Origin of the sequence: Streptomyces blattellae (assembly GCF_009709555.1) — a bacterium.
In the GTDB taxonomy this organism is placed as follows: Bacteria; Actinomycetota; Actinomycetes; order Streptomycetales; family Streptomycetaceae; genus Streptomyces; species Streptomyces blattellae.
Map to the genome: position 1 here is coordinate 1 of NZ_WJBG01000227.1, position 15364 is coordinate 15364.

The 15364-nt window shown below is 69.6% G+C and carries 15 protein-coding genes and 1 pseudogene; 7 read left to right on the forward strand and 9 right to left on the reverse strand.

The window, feature by feature from the left end; genetic code table 11:
- Together GFH49_RS33125 and GFH49_RS33130 are read right to left on the reverse strand one after the other, a co-directional pair.
- Window positions 1-492, reverse strand: a 492-nt coding sequence (locus GFH49_RS33125) for a helix-turn-helix domain-containing protein (RefSeq protein WP_155059756.1), incomplete at its 3' end; no start/stop codon positions are given.
- 226 nt (window positions 493-718) lie between these two features.
- A pseudogene (locus GFH49_RS33130) lies at window positions 719-990 on the reverse strand (low temperature requirement protein A); the annotation flags it as partial.
- A gap of 194 nt (window positions 991-1184) precedes the next feature.
- Here GFH49_RS33130 and GFH49_RS33135 point away from each other — a divergent pair.
- Window positions 1185-1400 (forward strand): hypothetical protein, encoded by a 216-nt coding sequence (locus GFH49_RS33135; RefSeq protein WP_408055981.1) that lies wholly within the window; start codon window positions 1185-1187, stop codon window positions 1398-1400.
- Between the two features lie 52 nt (window positions 1401-1452).
- Here the strand turns inward: GFH49_RS33135 and mscL are convergent, their stop codons facing one another.
- The 6 genes from mscL to GFH49_RS33165 all read right to left on the reverse strand — a co-directional run bounded on the left by mscL (window position 1453) and on the right by GFH49_RS33165 (window position 7501).
- Window positions 1453-1911, reverse strand: a complete 459-nt coding sequence (mscL, locus tag GFH49_RS33140; protein ID WP_155059757.1) for a large conductance mechanosensitive channel protein MscL — start codon at window positions 1909-1911, stop codon at window positions 1453-1455.
- A gap of 138 nt (window positions 1912-2049) precedes the next feature.
- Entirely contained in the window at window positions 2050-2664 is a 615-nt protein-coding gene (locus GFH49_RS33145; protein ID WP_230396639.1) for a CpaB family protein, read from the reverse strand.
- A gap of 183 nt (window positions 2665-2847) precedes the next feature.
- On the reverse strand, window positions 2848-3681 hold the full coding sequence (locus GFH49_RS33150; protein WP_155059758.1) for an S-methyl-5'-thioadenosine phosphorylase: 834 nt from the start codon (window positions 3679-3681) through the stop codon (window positions 2848-2850).
- A 181-nt stretch (window positions 3682-3862) separates the two neighbouring features.
- Window positions 3863-4216: an FmdB family zinc ribbon protein gene (locus tag GFH49_RS33155; protein WP_155059759.1), complete on the reverse strand. Its 354-nt coding sequence runs from the start codon at window positions 4214-4216 to the stop codon at window positions 3863-3865.
- A gap of 215 nt (window positions 4217-4431) precedes the next feature.
- The gene (locus GFH49_RS33160; protein ID WP_155059760.1) at window positions 4432-5736 is read right to left on the reverse strand and encodes an MFS transporter; all 1305 of its coding nucleotides are present in this window, start codon (window positions 5734-5736) and stop codon (window positions 4432-4434) included.
- 235 nt (window positions 5737-5971) lie between these two features.
- A complete protein-coding gene (locus GFH49_RS33165; RefSeq protein WP_408055979.1) occupies window positions 5972-7501 on the reverse strand; it encodes a potassium/proton antiporter in 1530 nt (509 codons plus the stop codon).
- 253 nt (window positions 7502-7754) lie between these two features.
- Between GFH49_RS33165 and GFH49_RS33170 the strand changes: the two genes are divergently transcribed.
- On the forward strand, window positions 7755-10514 hold the full coding sequence (locus GFH49_RS33170; protein WP_155059762.1) for a penicillin acylase family protein: 2760 nt from the start codon (window positions 7755-7757) through the stop codon (window positions 10512-10514).
- A gap of 63 nt (window positions 10515-10577) precedes the next feature.
- Here GFH49_RS33170 and GFH49_RS33175 read toward each other — a convergent pair whose 3' ends face one another.
- Window positions 10578-11198, reverse strand: coding sequence for a 5-formyltetrahydrofolate cyclo-ligase (locus GFH49_RS33175; RefSeq protein WP_155059763.1), 621 nt, complete (start codon window positions 11196-11198; stop codon window positions 10578-10580).
- 94 nt (window positions 11199-11292) lie between these two features.
- Between GFH49_RS33175 and galU the strand changes: the two genes are divergently transcribed.
- From galU to GFH49_RS33200, 5 genes are all read left to right on the forward strand, one after another.
- A complete protein-coding gene (gene galU / locus GFH49_RS33180; RefSeq protein WP_155059764.1) occupies window positions 11293-12219 on the forward strand; it encodes a UTP--glucose-1-phosphate uridylyltransferase GalU in 927 nt (308 codons plus the stop codon).
- Between the two features lie 5 nt (window positions 12220-12224).
- Window positions 12225-13547, forward strand: coding sequence for a molybdotransferase-like divisome protein Glp (gene glp, locus GFH49_RS33185; protein WP_155059765.1), 1323 nt, complete (start codon window positions 12225-12227; stop codon window positions 13545-13547).
- Window positions 13548-13629: 82 nt separating this feature from the next.
- A complete protein-coding gene (moaC, locus tag GFH49_RS33190) occupies window positions 13630-14142 on the forward strand; it encodes a cyclic pyranopterin monophosphate synthase MoaC (protein WP_155059766.1) in 513 nt (170 codons plus the stop codon).
- Window positions 14139-14645 (forward strand): MogA/MoaB family molybdenum cofactor biosynthesis protein, encoded by a 507-nt coding sequence (locus tag GFH49_RS33195; protein ID WP_155059767.1) that lies wholly within the window; start codon window positions 14139-14141, stop codon window positions 14643-14645. Before moaC ends, GFH49_RS33195 begins: the two co-directional genes overlap by 4 nt.
- A gap of 20 nt (window positions 14646-14665) precedes the next feature.
- Window positions 14666-15304: a GNAT family N-acetyltransferase gene (locus tag GFH49_RS33200; protein ID WP_196218204.1), complete on the forward strand. Its 639-nt coding sequence runs from the start codon at window positions 14666-14668 to the stop codon at window positions 15302-15304.
- Window positions 15305-15364 lie beyond the last annotated feature (60 nt).

Here is a 15364-nt window from a genome sequence, read left to right on the forward strand (position 1 = left end):
GGTGACGTGCCGGCCGTCCGGCTCGACACGGATCGTGCCGGTGGTGAACCGGCAGGCCAGACGGGCCTTCCGCTTCGGCTTGCGGCGCGGGATGCCCACCCTGGCACCCTTGCGCTTGCCCTGCTTGGACCTGGCGTAGTTGTCGAACGCGGCAGCCGCGTTCGCCAGGCCGGTGCTGTAGGCCTCCTTGGAGTTCTCCTGCCACCAGTCGGCGAATCTCGGGTCGGCGGTCTTGATGCGGTTGAACTCCTTGCGCAGCGCGGGCAGCGACCACGGTCGCCACGGGGTGAGTTCGTCTTCACTGATGCCGTAGGTGGCTTCGGCCTTGCGCTGCCACCATGCGGCGGTCACCCAGGACACGGCCCAGTTGTAGGCGGCGCGGGCGGCACCGCAGTGCGAGCGCAGCGCCCGCTCCTGCCCGGTGTTCGGATCGAGAGCGAACTTGTAGGCCTGCACCACACAGCCGGACCGCGGCCGGAACTTCGCCCTCACTCGACACCCCCCGTTTCGTAGATCCCCTCACCGCACCCAACGAGCACCCGGCCCGAAGGTCACGCATTCGGTGAAGGAACCCTTGTTCCCCTCCAGAGTGAAAGACCCGGACCACACCGGGCAGGGCACTCCACGACGCCCCATCCCTCACTCGGAGAGTTCACGCCAGCACGACACGAGCCGACAGAGGCTGAGATGCGCTGATGGACCGTTCAGCAGCTGTCAGCCCCCACAGGAACGCCTGCCCGTTGGACCGCAGGTGGCCGTGGATCGGCACCACGAAGTAGATCCACCGCGCGGCGAAGATGATCAGCAGCCCCCCGCCGCGATCGGCACCAGTTCGCCCAGCGCGTCGTTCTCGTCGATCCCGGTCTTCACCCCGATCGTGGCCGCCGCGGTCGTCTCGCCCAGCACGATCATGGTGAACAGCCCGTACCGCTCGGAGATGTGGTGTGGATGCCATGACGTGGTGAAGTCCTTCTCCGCATACGGCGGTACCCCCAGAGGCGGGCCCCAGAGTTCCCGCGAAAGGCCAGGTCAGCCGCGATATGGGCGGGAGCGGTCGCACCCCGCCGTACTCTGAAGGCATGAGCACCGCCCCCGATCCCATGAGCACCGGATCCGACCCAATGAGCACGGGATCCGACCCCATGAGCACCGGCCCCGACCCCATGAGCACGGGATCCGACCCCATGAGCACCGGCCCCGACCCCATGGGCACCGAATCCGACCGGTGCTCCGACCCCGGGCAGCCCGCCCCGAGGCCCGCGTTGATCTTCGACGACCCGCTGGACCAGCAGTCCCCGGACGACACGGACCGCGGCTGGGGCGAGTGGCCCGGCGCCGGCGGCGGCAGCGCGGCAGACCTGAGGCGCTTCCTGGACGAGAAGCCGCCGCACCACCTCTGAGTCCGGCGGGCCCAGCACGCCCGCGCCCGCCGGATCTCCCGCACCAGTGCTGCTACTGCTCGTTGTGCCCCGAGCCGCGCTGTGCGACCAGCGCGTCGCGGATCTCCTTGAGCACCTCCAGCTCGGTCACCTCGATGACCTCGTGTGTGCCTTCCTTGGCCTTCCGGCGGGCCTCCATGCGGGCCAAGTACTTCGCCATCGGCAGCACCATCAGGAAGTAGACGACCGCCGCGGTGATCACAAAGCTCAGGGTCGCGCCGAGGACCGAGCCCCACAGCAGCCGGATCCCCTGATCGCCCTGGCAGTTGTCGCTCAGGCAGGAGCTGTAGTTGTCCAGGTTCTTCGTGCCGATCGCTCCGACCAGCGGGTTGATGAGCCCCCTCACCACCGCGTTGACGATGTTGGTGAAGGCGGCCCCGATGACCACCGCGACCGCCAGGTCGACCACGTTCCCGCGCATCAGGAAGGCCTTGAAGCCGTCCCAGACGCTCGGTTCCTTCTTCTCGCTCACCGCGGAGCCTCTCCTCACACACACAGGCTGTGGAACAAAACGCTCCGCAACTTACGTCAGCCCGCGGCGGCCCTGTCCAATTGGCTAGTGGGAACGCGGGACTTGACACCCGTACACGCAGAAAGCGCACCAACCGGCTCAGCACAGCGTCACCGCCAGCCGCGCCATCGTGCTCGCACCGGCGAGACGCGCCGCCGTGGAGCGCGGCACCGAGAGGACGACCAGCGCCCCGCTCTCGGTGGCGCCGTCCAGCGGCTCGGGCACCTTCGTCACCCGCGCCCCGCGAGCGACCACGCGTGCGTCACCGCCCGTCGCGGTCTCCTCGGCGGCGATGACATCCACCCGGTCGCCGGGCCGCAGCAGCCGGACCGTCTCCGCGTCGGCGATCCGCACCGGTGCCGTCACCGACTCGACGGCGTGGTGTTGCCGTACCGGCTCGGACACCGGGTGCCCGCGCGCCCGATCGGCCTCCCGCGGGCCCGCCGCCACGAGCGCCGCTGCGGTGACGGCGAGCCCGGCTGCCACGGCCCGCCTCCGGTGCCGTACGAGACGGCGCAGTTGATAGCGACCGCCGCGCACCCGCACCGGGGCGAAGTGCGGCACCTCGCAGGTGGCGGGGGCGTCGGTGCCGAGAGGACGAGGCGAAATATGAGCGGGTGAGGGAGAGGACAGAGAAGACGGCAAGGGCAGAGAAGACGGCAAGGACGGGGAAGAAGGAGAGGACGACGAAGAGGGCGAAGGAGCGAAGGACATGCGGATCACCACCCGTGACGAGGAATCGGCTTCCACGCCACGATGAGGCTTCGCGCCGTCGCCCGCTGACGCCGGTGCGCTACTGGCCGGTTGTGGACAACTCCCTCACCCGAAGGGGAAGTTCCGCCCTCAGACGGTCGGCAGCAGAGTGGTCTACAGCAGAGTGCCTCCAGGCAGAGTGGTCTACGGCAGCGCGAACCCCGGATCCACCCCACCCAGCGCCGCCGTGCACAGGCAGTCCCGCTCCCCGGTGGCGGGCAGCGCGGCGACGGCGTCGAACAGTACGCCGCGCAGCCGGTCCACATTCGCCGCGAACACCCGCAGAACCTCGTCGTGCGAGACGCCTTCGCCGGTCTCGGCGCCCGCGTCGAGGTCGGTGACCAGCGTCATCGAGGTGTAGCAGAGTTCGAGTTCACGGGCCAGCGCAGCCTCGGGATGCCCGGTCATCCCCACCACGGACCAGCCCTGCGCCTGGTGCCACAACGATTCGGCACGGGTCGAGAAGCGCGGCCCCTCGATCACCACCAGTGTGCCGCCGTCCGCCGCCTCCCAGTCGCGCCCCCGCGCCGCCTTCAGCGCCGCCGTCCGTCCGGTGGGGCAGTAGGGGTCGGCCAGGGACACATGCACCACGTTCGGCGAGGTGCCGTCGGGCAGCGGAAACCCGTCGAAGTACGTCCCCACCCGGGACTTCGTACGGTCGACCAGCTGATCCGGCACGAGCAGCGTGCCGGGTCCGTACTCGGGGCGCAGGCCGCCCACCGCACAGGGGCCGAGGACCTGACGTACGCCGACCGACCGCAGCGCCCACAGGTTGGCCCGGTAGTTGATGCGGTGCGGCGGCAGATGGTGGCCGCGTCCGTGCCGGGGCAGGAAGGCGACCTGCCGCCCGGCCACCTCGCCGAGGAAGAGAGAGTCACTGGGCGCACCGTAAGGGGTGTCCACCTGGATCTCGGTCACGTCGTCGAGGAACGAATAGAAGCCGGAGCCCCCGATTACACCGATCTCTGCGTTCGCCATGACCAGCACACTAGCTGGCCCCGGCCGGGCGTAGAGAGGGGCCCGGGAAATGCCGGGAACCCTGCCGTCGTACGACGACAGGGTCCGGTGAGCGGGTCTTGCGCGCCTACAGGCATTGCACGCCTACGTGCATGCACGCCTACGCGCCTTGCACGCCTACAGGCATTGCGCGCTACACCCCTTACGCGGCGGAGCTGCTGCTGGACGAGGTCCCGGAACTCGACGAGGTGCCGGTGCCCGACGACTTCGTGTCCGAGGACGACGAGCTGGTCGAGCCGGTCGAGGAGGATGAGGAGTCCGAGGAGTCCGACGAGGACGCCGACGGCTTCGACGACGCCGGGGAGCTGCTCGACGAGGAGCCGCGGCTGTCGTTGCGGTAGAAGCCGGAGCCCTTGAAGACGATGCCGACCGCGGAGAACACCTTCTTGAGGCGGCCCTGGCAACTGGGGCACTCGGTCAGGGCGTCGTCGGTGAACTTCTGCACCGCCTCAAGGCCCTCGCCGCACTCGGTGCACTGGTATTGGTAGGTGGGCACTGTCTTCCTCCTGGCACTCTCACTCGATGAGTGCTAACGATCGTCCATACTAACCCGCGCCGCCAGCAAATGGAGTAACGCGCGTCACCTGCTACAAGGCAGCGGTCAGGGCTTGACCGCCGCGAGGGTACTTGTGCCCAAGGGGGAAGCCGTGCAGCGGCGGAGTCACAGTGACGTATTCCTCGGGAATGGGAATGCGGGAATGAATTGGTGATTCACCGTCGCATCTCGCCGATCGCGACAGGCTCGCGATGGGCCGCGCCGCGAGCGACCACTTTGGTCGCGCGCGGCGGCACCAGCCGCGAGCGCAGCGCCAGAAGGGCCACGAGGGCGAGCGCGGTGCCGCCCATCGGGACGAGGAACCCGGCACCGTCCCAGAAGCGGTCCTCGAACTGGCCGGCGGCCGTGACGGCGGCCGCCTGCCCGAGGGCCACCGCGCCGGTGAGCCAGGTGAAGGCCTCGGTGCGGGCGCCGGCCGGGACGAGGCCCTCGACCAGCGTGTAGCCGGTGATCAGCGCGGGCGCGATGCACATGCCCACGAGCAGTCCGAGGCCCGCGAGGACGGGCACGGAGTGCGCGGCCCACAGACCGGAGGCGGTCAGGGCGAGCGCGCCGTAGGCCACCAGGAGGCGGCGCTGCGGAGCGGCCTTCCAGGCGATCGCGCCGCAGACGAGGCCGGAGAGCATGTTGCCCGCGGCGAAAACGCCGTACAGGACGCCGTTCAGGCCGGGTTCGCCGATCGACTCGCTGAACGCGGCAAGTGAGACCTGCATGCCGCCGAAGACGGCGCCGATGCCGAGGAACGTCATGATCAGCACGCGCACTCCAGGGACGCGCAGCGCGGAAGCGTGCGCCACGCGCGCGTGCCCGGCTGCCGTGACGCGGGGCTGGGTGCTCTTCCGCGCGGCGAACAGCAGTCCGCCGATGAGCGTCAGGGCCGCCTCGGCCACCAGGCCCGCGGCGGGGTCGACGGTCGTGCACAGGGCGGTCGCCAGCAGGGGGCCGACGACGAAGGTCAGCTCGTCGGTGACGGACTCGAAGGCCGCCGCGGTCGTCATCAGGGGCGAGTCCTGGAGCTTCACGCCCCAGCGGGCCCGCACCATGGGCCCGATCTGCGGCACGGAGGCGCCCATGGGCACGGCCGCCGCGAACAGCGCCCACAGGGGCGCTTGTGCGAGCGCGAGGGCCGTCAGGGTCAGGCCCGACAGTGTGTGCGCCAGCACGCCGGGGATCAGTACGGCGCGCTGTCCGCAGCGGTCCGCAAGGCGCCCGGTGCAGGGCGCGAACACTGCCATGGAGACACCGGTGGCCGCCGCGACGGCGCCCGCGGCACCGTACGAGCCGGTGGTGTGCTGCACCAGCAGCACGATGGAGAGGGTGAGCATCGCGAACGGCTGGCGTGCGGCGAAGCCGGGGAGCAGGAACGTCCAGGCGCCGGGGGTGCGCAGCAGTTGCCCGTAGCCCGGGCGGGAGGAGGCCGGCGAGTCCTTCGACGGCTCGGTGGTGACCGTGGATGCCACGGTCCTTGCCTTTCTGCCACCTGGTAGCGCGCCCTGCGAGTGGGGGGCGGCGCCGAGAGCTGTCCTCTTGCGCGGAACTGCGGTAGATGCCGGGCGCTCACTGCTTGAGGGCGTCCCGGCCGCCATACGGTCGCGCCAGCTCTGCGTCAGGCAGAGTTGGTTCGATCAAGGTGCGCCTTCATCGTACAGGGATCAGTGGCTGGTGCACCTGTGAAAGTGAGCACCATGGCGGTGTTCACCTGTCATTGTTGTCACCGTTGGCCCCCAGCCACCCGGCCAGCTTGCCGCCGTGTCCCACCGCCCGCAGCCGTCGCTCCGCCGCGTCCCGAACGGGGTCGGTGGCGACCACGAGCAGTTCGTCCCCGTGCCGCAGCACGGTCGTCGGCAGCGGAACAAACGATTTTCCGTCACGTACGACAAGCGTGACGGCGGCCCCGGCCGGCAGCCGCAGCTCGTTGATCTCCACGCCGTGCATCCTCGACCCCTCGGGGATCGACAGGGACAGCAGGTGCCCGCGCAGCCGCTCCAGCGGCGCCGACTCGATGCCGAGGTCGGCGGCCTCGGCCTCCTCGCCCAGATGCAGCCTGCGGGCCAGCCACGGCAGCGTCGGCCCCTGGATCAGGGTGTAGACGACGACCAGGACGAAGACGATATTGAAGATGCGGCGGCTGGCGTCGACGCCCTCCACCATGGGGATCGTCGCCAGGATGATGGGCACGGCGCCGCGCAGCCCGGCCCAGGACATCAGCGCCTGCTCCGTCCACGGCACCCGGAACGGCACCAGGCAGAGCACCACGCTCAGCGGACGCGCCACCATGGTCAGCACCAGCCCGATGACCAGCGCAGGCCAGATGTCGTCGCCCAGCTCGTGCGGGGTGACCAGCAGGCCGAGCAGGACGAACATGCCGATCTGCGCGATCCAGCCGAGCCCGTCCGCGAAACCGCGCGTGGCGGGCCAGTGCGGCAGCTTCGCGTTGCCCATGACCATCGAGGCGAGGTACACGCCGAGGAAGCCGCTGCCGTGGGCCATGGCGCCGGCCGCATACGCGGTGACGGCGATGGCCATGACGGCGATCGGGTAGAGGCCGGAGGCGGGCAGTGCCACGTGCCGGAGCCCCCAGGAGCCCAGCCAGCCGACCGCGAGACCGATGGCGGCGCCGATGGCCAGTTCCAGGAGTATTTCGCCCAGCAGCACATACCAGTGCTCGATCGGTCCCGCCGTGGAGAAGGCGATCACCAGGATGACCACGGGGGCGTCGTTGAAGCCGGACTCGGCCTCCAGGGTGCCGGTCACGCGCGCGGGGAGGGGGATTTTCCGCAGCACCGAGAAGACGGCCGCCGCGTCCGTCGACGAGACCACCGCGCCGATGATCAGTGCCTGACGCCACTCCAGCCCGATCAGATGGTGCGCGGCCGTCGCCGTGATGCCGACGCTGACCGCGACCCCGACGAGGGCCAGCAGGGTGGCGGCCGGCAAAGCCGGCTTGATCTCTTTCCACTTCGTGCCGAGACCGCCTTCGGCGAGGATCACGACCAGTGCCGCATACCCGATCACCTGCGTCAGCTCGGCGTCGTTGAAGTGGATGTCACCGATGCCGTCCTGGCCCATGAGGATGCCGATGCCCAGGTAGACGAGCAGGCCGGGGAGCCCGCTGCGCGAGGAGATCCGGACCGCTGCGACGGCGACGAGCAGGACGAGCGAGCAGACGAGCAGAAGTTCGTTGAGTTCGTGGACTGTCAGCGGCCGTTCCCTTTCCTGGCTCACACACGGCACGCGCGCGTGGGCGTCAGCTCATGTACATCGGACACGAATGTGCGGTGCTCCGTACCCAAGTACTTCGTTACCTTACCTAACTCTTGGCGATTTCTTGACGTTCCGGGGGCGGGATCGAACGCTCATCCGCCCCGGTTCCCCACTCCGCGTCAAGTGGCGCCGGGCCCTGCGCCTATGGTTGCTCCAGCGCTCATTCAAAAGGACAGCCGGCCCTGCCGCTCGCGTAAGGACAGCAAGGACAGCGATGCCCCCCAATACCACCGCCTCATCGGGTCAGCAGCCCGGCAAGTCCCGGAGGAAGAAGGGGCGCACAGCCCGTCTGATCGTCCTCGTCCTCGTGCTGGCCGTCGTCGGAGGCGTCGCCTACGGGGGGTACTGGTCCATCAGCACCGTCCGCGCCTCCTTCCCGCAGACCAAGGGCTCAATCTCGCTCGACGGCCTGTCGGCGCCCGTCGACGTCAAGCGTGACGGCAACGGCATCCCGCAGATCTACGCCTCCACCGACGAGGACCTGTTCATGGCGCAGGGCTTCGTCCAGGCGCAGGACCGGTTCTACGAGATGGACGTGCGCCGGCACATGACCTCCGGTCGTCTGTCGGAGATGTTCGGCAAGGACCAGGTCGACAACGACGAGTTTCTGCGCACCCTGGGCTGGGACCGCGTGGCGAAGGAGGAGTACGACACCAAGCTGTCGCCCGCCTCGAAGAAGTACCTCCAGGCGTACTCCAAGGGAGTCAACGCCTACCTGGAGGGCAAGGAAGGCAAGGAAATCTCCCTGGAGTACGCGGCTCTCGGGTTCAGCAACGACTACAAGCCGGAGCAGTGGACCCCGGTCGACTCGGTCGCCTGGCTGAAGGCGATGGGCTGGGACCTGCGCGGCAACATGCAGGACGAGATCGACCGCGCCCTGATGACCAGTCGGCTGGGACCCCAGCAGATCGAGGACCTGTACCCGGAGTACCCGTACAGCCGGAACCAGGCGATCGTCGAGGAGGGCCAGTACGACGACCTCACGCAGACCTTCGAGCAGAGCGACAGCGCGAGCGGCACGTCAGGGACGTCCACGAGCGGCACGACGGGCCAGACCTCCGACACGGCCTCCTCGGCCCTCCAGACCCAGCTGTCGGGCCTCTACGACGCCCTGGACGACCTCCCCGCGGCAGTCGGCGTGAACGGCAGCGGCATCGGCTCCAACGCCTGGGTCGTCTCCGGCCAGCACACCATCACCGGCAAGCCGCTGCTGGCCAACGACCCGCACCTGTCGGCCTCGCTGCCGTCCGTCTGGTACCAGATGGGCCTGCACTGCCGCAGCGTCTCCAGCAAGTGCCAGTACGACGTCAGCGGCTACACCTTCGCGGGCATGCCCGGCGTGATCATCGGCCACAACCAGGACATCTCCTGGGGCATGACCAACTCCGGCGTCGATGTCACCGACCTCTACCTGGAGAAGCTCACCGGCGACGGCTACCTGTACGACGACAAGGTCAAGCCGTTCACCACGCGTGAGGAGACCATCAAGGTCGCCGGCGGCCCCTCCAAGAAGATCGTCGTCCGTGAGACCAACAACGGGCCCCTGCTGTCCGACCGCGACGACGAGCTGGTGAAGGTCGGCAAGAAGGCCACCGTCGACACCGCCGCCCCCGACCGCGGCGACGGCTACGGCGTCTCCCTGCGCTGGACCGCCCTGGATGCGGGCACCACCATGGACGCCGTCTTCGCCATGAACAAGGCGGCCGACTGGGACGAATTCCGTGAGGCGGCCGAGTTGTTCGAGGTGCCCTCGCAGAACCTGGTCTACGCCGACACCGAGGGCAACATCGGCTACACGCTGCCCGGAAAGATCCCCACGCGCTCCGCGGAGCACACCGGCGCGATCCCGGCGCCGGGCTGGGACCCCGCGTACCGGTGGACCGGCTACATCGACCAGGACGAACTGCCCTACGAGCTCAACCCCCAACGCGGCTACATCGTCACCGCCAACCAGGCCGTCATCGATCCGGACAGGTATCCCTACACGCTCACCACGGACTGGGGCTACGGCACCCGCAGCCAGCGGATCACCGACCTGATCCAGTCGAAGATCGACGACGGCGGCAAGATCTCCACCGACGACATGCGCCAGATGCAGCTCGACAACAGCAGTGAGATCGCCAAGCTGCTCGTGCCTCAGCTGCTGAAGATCGACGTCGCCGACAAGGACGTCCGCGAGGCCCAGAAGCTCCTCGAAGGCTGGGACTACACCCAGGACTCCGACTCGGCGGCGGCCGCCTACTTCAACTCGGTCTGGCGCAACATCCTCAAGCTCGCCTTTGGCAACAAGCTGCCCAAGGAGCTGCGGGTCGAGGGCCAGTGCCTGTGGGTCGACCCGGTCGACACCACCGGCCCGGCGGACGAGACCCGGAAGGTGCGCGAGTGCGGCCAGCGCGATGCCTCCCAGGCACAGCCGGACGGCGGTGACCGCTGGTTCGAGGTGGTGCGCAACCTCATGGACGACCCGAACAGCGACTGGTGGACGACGCCCCGCTCGGGCACCCGCCCGGCCGCCGACAACCGCGACGAGCTGTTCGAGCGCGCCATGATCGACGCCCGCTGGGAGCTGACCGCCGAGCTCGGCAAGGACATCGACACCTGGAGCTGGGGCCGGCTGCACCGGCTGTTCCTGGACAACCAGACCCTGGGCACCGACGGCCCCGCCTTCCTGCAGTACGTCCTCAACCGCGGCCCCTGGAGGCTCAGTGGCGGCGAAGGGGCGGTCAACGCGACCGGCTGGAACGCCGCTGGCGGCTACGGCGTCGTCTGGGTGCCGTCGATGCGCATGGTGGTCAACCTCGCCGACCTCGACAAATCGAAGTGGATCAACCTGACCGGCGCGTCAGGGCATGCCTATAACGCCCATTACACCGATCAGACGGACAAATGGGTCAAGGGTGAGCTGCTCGACTGGTCCTTCTCGGACAAGGCGGTCGAGGAGAGCACCAGTGACACGCTCGTGCTGAAGCCCTGAGGAGTTGAAATGGCCCTCCACGCGCGCGTGGAGGGCCATTTCCTTTTCATGGGCGACTGCTCTTCATGGGCGACTGAAGCGACGTACGCCCGACGGCGTCACCACCGCGTGCACCGGCCGGTCGTGGGCCTCCGCGGGAACCCGCTCGACGACCTCCGAGTCGTACAGGAGCACCACCAGCGCCGGATGCGCGCCCGCGCGCTCCAGGCGGGCCAGCACCCGGTCGTACGATCCCCCGCCGCGCCCCAGCCGCATACCGTGCGCGTCGACGGCCAGACCGGGCAGCAGGACGGCGTCGGCGTCGGTCACCGCGTCCGGACCCAGGCGCTCTCCGGTGGGCTCGAAGAGGGCCATTCTGCCGCCGTGTTGGACCCGTGCGAGGGAGTCCGCTCCGGCATAGGCGCCCCAGTCCAGGTCGTTGTCCGGCAGGAGCGCCGGGAGCAGAACACGTACGCCCCGCGCGCGTAGTGCGTCCAGCAGCGCGAGCGTTCCGGGTTCGCTCCCCACGGACACGTACGCCGCCACCGTGCGGGCCTGTGCCAGCTCGGGCAGCTCCAGCGCGCGCTCGCCCAGCGTGTCGGCGGCCTCCCGCAGGTCATCCGCCGTCAACCTGCTTCTCACCGTGACGAACCCTCGGCGCAACGTTCGCTTGTCAGGCTCAGTCGGACGTTCGATGTGACTCACAGGTCGCACCCCGAATCCTTCCAATACGCTCATATGGCAGCCAATTGACCGGAGCCACAGATTCCCTACAAAGGCACCGGATAAGGTTGCGGGCATGACTGAGTCGCACCCAAGGATCACCAAGGCTGTCATTCCCGCGGCGGGCCTCGGCACCCGGTTCCTGCCGGCCACCAAAGCCACTCCCAAGGAGATGCTGCCGGTCGTCGACAAGCCGGCGATCCAGTACGTGGTCGAGGAGGCCGTGTCCGCCGGTCTCGACGACGTCCTCATGATCACAGGCCGCAACAAGCGCCCCCTGGAGGACCACTTCGACCGCAACTACGAGCTGGAATCGGCCCTTCAGAAGAAGGGCGACGCCGGCCGGCTCGCCAAGGTGCAGGAGTCCAGCGACCTCGCCACCATGCACTACGTGCGCCAGGGCGACCCCAGGGGCCTCGGCCACGCCGTGCTCTGCGCGGCCCCGCACGTGGGCCAGGAGCCCTTCGCCGTCCTCCTCGGCGACGACCTGATCGACCCGCGCGACCCGCTGCTCAAGCGGATGGTCGAGGTGCAGAAGCAGCGCGGCGGCAGCGTCATCGCACTCATGGAGGTCGCGCCCGAGCAGATCCACCTCTACGGATGCGCGGCCGTCGCGGAGACCGAGGACAGCGATGTCGTCAGGGTGAGCGGCCTGGTCGAGAAGCCCGACCTGGCGGACGCCCCGTCGAACTACGCCATCATCGGCCGCTACGTCCTCGACCCGCACATCTTCGGCATCCTGCGCGAGACCGAGCCGGGCCGCGGTGGCGAGATCCAGCTCACCGACGCCCTCCAGCAGCTCTCACAGACGCATACATCAGCGGCTACCGCCGCGGGGAAGGCCGGCGGCCCGGTGCACGGCGTCGTCTTCAAGGGCCGCCGCTATGACACCGGCGACCGCGGCGACTATCTGCGTGCCATTGTCAGACTCGCGTGCGAACGTGAAGACCTGGGCCCGGACTTCCGGGCCTGGCTTCGCAGTTACGTAGCCGAGGAGATGTAGCAACGTTGAGCAGCGCCGCGCCCCGCACCGCCGGTCAGGACCACCTCTGGTCGGTGGACGAGCACTTGGAGGACATCCTCGCCACCGTCCGCCCCCTCGATCCCATCGAGCTGCAACTCCTCGACGCCCAGGGCTGCGTCCTGGTCGAGGACGTCACAGTGCCGGTGTCCCTGCCGCCGTTCGACAACAGCTCCATGGACGGGTACGCGGTGCGGGTCGCGGATGTCGCGGGCGCGAGCGAGGAGTTCCCGGCGGTCCTGGAGGTCGTCGGGGACGTCGCGGCGGGCCAGGCCGAGCTGCTCCAGGTGGGGCCCGGCCAGGCCGCCCGCATCATGACCGGCGCCCCGCTGCCGCCCGGCGCCGAGACCGTGGTCCCCGTGGAGTGGACCGACGGAGGCCTCGGCGAGGGCCCGGTGACCGGGATGCGCGCGCGCAGCCTGGCCCCCGCGGGCGCCGACGGGCATGTGCAGGTGTACCGGCCGGCCGAGGCACGCGCGCACGTACGCGCGAAGGGCAGCGACGTGAAGGCCGGAGACCGCGCCCTGGAAGCCGGCACCGTCCTCGGGCCGCCGCAGATCGCGCTGCTCGCCGCCATCGGCCGCGGCACGGTGCGGGTGCGCCCGCGCCCGCGCGTGGTGGTGCTGTCCACCGGCAGCGAACTCGTGCAGCCCGACGAGGAACTCGCCAGCGGCCAGATCTACGACTCCAACAGCTTCGCCCTCACCGCCTGCGCCCGCGACGCCGGCGCCATCGCCTACCGCGTGGGCGCCGTCGCCGACGACGCCGAGACGCTCCGGTCCACCATCGAGGACCAGCTCGTCCGCGCCGACCTCATGGTCACCACCGGCGGGGTGAGCGTCGGCGCGTACGACGTCGTCAAGGAGGCGCTGTCGCACGTCGGGGACGAGGACGAGGCGGGCAGCGGAATCGACTTCCGCAAGCTCGCCATGCAGCCCGGCAAGCCCCAGGGCTTCGGCTCCATCGGCCCCGACCACACACCGCTGCTCGCGCTCCCGGGCAACCCGGTGTCGTCGTACGTCTCCTTCGAGCTGTTCGTCCGCCCCGCGATCCGCACCCTCATGGGCCTCGACGACGTCCACCGGCCGACGACCCGGGCCACGCTCACCGCGGACCAGGCGCTGACCTCGCCGAAGGGGCGCAGACAGTTCATGCGGGGGACGTACGCCGACGGCAAGGTCACCCCGGTCGGCGGGGCCGGATCCCACCTGGTCGCGGCCCTCGCGCACGCGGACGCGTTGATCGTGGTCCCCGAGAACGTGGAGTCCGTCGAGCCCGGCACAGAGGTCGAGGTGGTCCTGCTCCGCTGAGCGTCCCAGGTTGGGAGTACCGTGTCGCGCACAACAGGCCCGGCGCCGTACCGCCCCGGGCCCGGACCGGGAGCGCCGCACGATGACTGTGCCTTCCCGGGGGGAGACCCCCGGACCCCCTATGCAGGACCGACTGACGCATATCGACGACGCGGGCGCCGCGCGCATGGTCGACGTGTCCGGGAAGGACGTGACCGCGCGCACGGCCAGCGCCAGTGGCCGCGTCCTCGTCTCGCCTCGCGTGGTCGAGCTGCTGCGCGGCGAAGGGATGCCCAAGGGCGACGCCCTGGCCACCGCGCGCATCGCGGGCATCATGGGCGCCAAACGCACCCCGGATCTGATCCCGCTGTGTCACCCGTTGTCGGTGTCGGGTGTGAAACTGGATCTGTCGGTCGCGGACGACGCCGTGGAGATCCGGGCCACCGTGAAGACGACGGACCGCACGGGTGTCGAGATGGAGGCGCTCACCGCGGTCTCCGTCGCCGCACTCACCGTGATCGACATGGTCAAGGCGGTCGACAAGGGAGCGGTCATCACGAACGTACGGGTGGAGGAGAAGACGGGCGGCAAGTCGGGCGACTGGAGCCGGGCATGACGTATCGCGCTCTTGTGGTCACTGCCTCCAACAGGGCGGCCGCCGGGGTCTACGAGGACAAGGGCGGCCCGCTGATCGCCGAGGGCCTCAAGGGCTTCGGCTTCGCGGTCGACGGACCGCAGGTCGTCCCCGACGGGGACCCCGTGGAGGCCGCCCTGCGCGCCGGTGTGGACACGGGATACGACGTGATCGTCACCACCGGCGGCACCGGCATCTCACCCACCGACCGCACGCCCGAGGCGACCCGCAGGGTGATCGACCACGAGGTGCCGGGTGTCGCGGAGGCGATCCGGGCGTTCGGTCGGGAGAAGGTGCCGACGGCGGCGCTCTCGCGCGGTCTGGCCGGGGTGGCGGGACGGACGCTGATCGTCAATCTGCCCGGATCCACCGGCGGGGTGAAGGACGGACTGGCCGTCCTTGAGCCGCTGCTGGTGCACGCCGTCGAGCAGCTCCGCGGCGGGGACCATGCCAGACCCGGCGCCGGTAGTGGGGGTGCGAGCTGAACACCCCATCCTGGCCGGTCGTGCTGGCGGACGGCGATGTCGTCCTCCGGCCGATAAAGCTGCGCGACCAGCGCGCCTGGCGCGAGGTGAACCGGCGCAACCGCGACTGGCTGCGGCCCTGGGAGGCGACGATTCCGCCGCCCACACCGAGCGGGCCGATCGCGCACCGACCGACCTACCGGCAGATGGTGCGCCATCTGCGGTCCGAGGCGAGCGCGGGCCGGATGCTGCCGTTCGTGATCGAGTACCAGGGGCGGCTGGTGGGCCAGTTGACGGTGGCCGGGATCACCTGGGGCTCGATGTGCTCGGGGCACGTCGGCTACTGGGTGGACGAGGCGGTGGCCGGCCGCGGTGTGATGCCGACGGCCGTGGCGCTGGTCGTGGACCACTGTTTCCGGACCGTCGGTCTGCACCGCATCGAGGTCTGCATTCGCCCGGAGAACGGGCCCAGCCGCCGGGTCGTGGAGAAACTCGGATTCCGCGAGGAGGGGCTGCGTCCGCGTTATCTGCACATCGACGGCGCCTGGCGCGACCACCTCGTCTTCGCGTTCACCGCGGAAGAGGTCCCCGAGGGGCTGCTGAGCCGCTGGCGCCGGGCGCAGCGCTCCCAGCAAGCGCCGCGTACGAACCCGCACAACACCCAGGGGAACCCCGCGTAGCTCAGAAATTGAATATGTGTTCGAGTGAATAAGTGTTCGAAATTAATCGCCGATGACCGG

Coding starts and splice junctions, on each gene's coding strand:
- GFH49_RS33135 (WP_408055981.1), top strand. CDS start 1,185: ATGAGCACCGGCCCCGACCCCATGGGCACCGAATCCGACCGGTGCTCC.
- GFH49_RS33145 (WP_230396639.1), bottom strand. CDS start 2,664: ATGTCCTTCGCTCCTTCGCCCTCTTCGTCGTCCTCTCCTTCTTCCCCG.
- GFH49_RS33150 (WP_155059758.1), bottom strand. CDS start 3,681: ATGGCGAACGCAGAGATCGGTGTAATCGGGGGCTCCGGCTTCTATTCG.
- GFH49_RS33170 (WP_155059762.1), top strand. CDS start 7,755: ATGCCCCCCAATACCACCGCCTCATCGGGTCAGCAGCCCGGCAAGTCC.
- galU (WP_155059764.1), top strand. CDS start 11,293: ATGACTGAGTCGCACCCAAGGATCACCAAGGCTGTCATTCCCGCGGCG.
- moaC (WP_155059766.1), top strand. CDS start 13,630: ATGACTGTGCCTTCCCGGGGGGAGACCCCCGGACCCCCTATGCAGGAC.
- GFH49_RS33195 (WP_155059767.1), top strand. CDS start 14,139: ATGACGTATCGCGCTCTTGTGGTCACTGCCTCCAACAGGGCGGCCGCC.